The organism is Nitrospirae bacterium YQR-1 (genome assembly GCA_039908095.1).
In the GTDB taxonomy this organism is placed as follows: Bacteria; Nitrospirota; Thermodesulfovibrionia; order Thermodesulfovibrionales; family Magnetobacteriaceae; genus Magnetomonas.
The window spans coordinates 1-1,691 of sequence record JAMOBJ010000071.1 but is presented as its reverse complement, the minus strand read 5'-3'; the positions used below and the strand labels follow the sequence as shown (position 1 = coordinate 1,691).

Genomic DNA, 1,691 nt, shown 5'->3' with positions numbered 1-1,691 from the left:
AAAATATCGTCGGCTCCGTGTATGTATAAGAAATGCTCTCACACCTGTCGGAAATTGCTGCAGCCACAATAGCCTCAACATGTCAGGTTCATCATCAACTACCAATATTTTAGGTTTACTCATCCACCATCCTCCCTCCTCGTATAACCACCTAAGCTTAGGCTATAAGCTCCGGCAGTGTTATAATAAACGTTGTTCCGGAAGTCTCTGATTCATCCATGGTCTTTGTCTCAAAAACTATCGTACCCTTATGCTTTTCTATTATCCCGTAAGATACGCTTAAACCAAGCCCGGTTCCCTCTCCCACTTTCTTTGTTGTGAAAAAAGGATCAAACACTCTGTTGCGGTACTTTTTCTCTATCCCCGTGCCTGTATCGGAAAAACGTATCTCCACCCCTCCACCGTTTTCAAGTTTTGAGGTACGTACCGTTAAAAGCCCGCCGTGTTTCATCTCATGAAAAGCATTCGTAATTATATTCAAAAATACCTGCTGCAACTCACCGTAATTTCCTTTTATTTTGGGTATTGTGGAGTCCATGTCGCTCAGTATCTCTATCTTACTGAGTGACATGGTCTTTTTGACCATAGAGAGAACCTCATTTATGCTTTCGTTAACATCGAAGTCCTCATCATTAAGCTCCGTATCTCTGGCAAAACGTACCAGCTTCTCCACTATCCTCTTGGCATTAGTCCCCTGACGCTCTATTGTCTTTAGAAGTTCAAACTCCTCGCTGCTGTCCTGTACTTTTTCAAGCATCAAGTCGGTCATTCCCAGAATTATAGTTAAGGGATTATTCAGTTCGTGCGCCACCCCTGCGGCCAGTGTGCCAAGGGAGGCCAGTTTCTCCGTATGCGCCATCCGTTGCTCTATTTTTGCCTTCTCAGACTTTTCCCATGCTACCGTCATTTTTTCAACAAGTAGATTTATATCCACAGGTTTTTCCAGAAAGTCCAGAGCTCCCTCTTTCATAGCCTCCACGCTTTTTTCCACTGTGGCGTGTCCCGTTAAGATCATTATCTGCATGTCGGGATTTTCTTTTTTCATTCTCCTGAGGGTCTCTATACCATCCAGCTGCGGCATTGTCAGGTCAAGAATGACAACATCAAAGCTCTTATCCTTTAACATCCTCAGAGCATCAATACCATTTAGGGACGTCTCAGTTTTAAATCCCCTGACCTCAAGCCGTCTTGCCAGCTTGTAAAGGAAATCCTCCTCGTCATCCACAAGGAGGACGCTTATTTGTCTGTTTGGCTGCATTTAGTTTTATATTATCCTTTAAAACTATTTCGTTTTCAACCCTGTAGATTATACCATATTTTATACTTCTTTTTTAACCTTTGCCTTTTTCATAGAAAGCCCTATGCCCTCAAATATGTAAAATATGGCAAAGCCCCACCACATGGTATAGATAACATAAAACACCAGAAGGCCGGTCATAAGAATCGCCTTGTCTTTTACGCTCTGTGCCTCTATGCCGTAGAAGTTATAAGCCGGCTCTACTGTTTTTTTAGACACCTCCGACACTATGGAGGCTTCCTCTATTTTGCCGTCTTTCTTTAATTGCTTATCCATAGCCTTTAGTACTATCCACCATGTTTTAAGCACTGCTTTGCCGGCGGGTTTATCATAACACCGGCGCTTATGGCGGCGGGGGTCAAAGGAATACTGGCTGTGGGCACAGACGTTTTTC

2 protein-coding genes are annotated in these 1,691 nt (G+C 43.3%); both read right to left on the bottom strand.

Annotated features, from left to right (window positions below; translation table 11 throughout):
• Nucleotides 1-157: 157 nt before the first annotated feature.
• Complete coding sequence (locus H7844_15885; GenBank protein ID MEO5358760.1) at nt 158-1,258, bottom strand: response regulator; 1,101 nt, start codon at nt 1,256-1,258, stop codon at nt 158-160.
• A gap of 60 nt (nt 1,259-1,318) precedes the next feature.
• A partial coding sequence (locus H7844_15880; GenBank protein ID MEO5358759.1) for a hypothetical protein occupies nt 1,319-1,691 on the bottom strand: 373 nt, incomplete at its 5' end.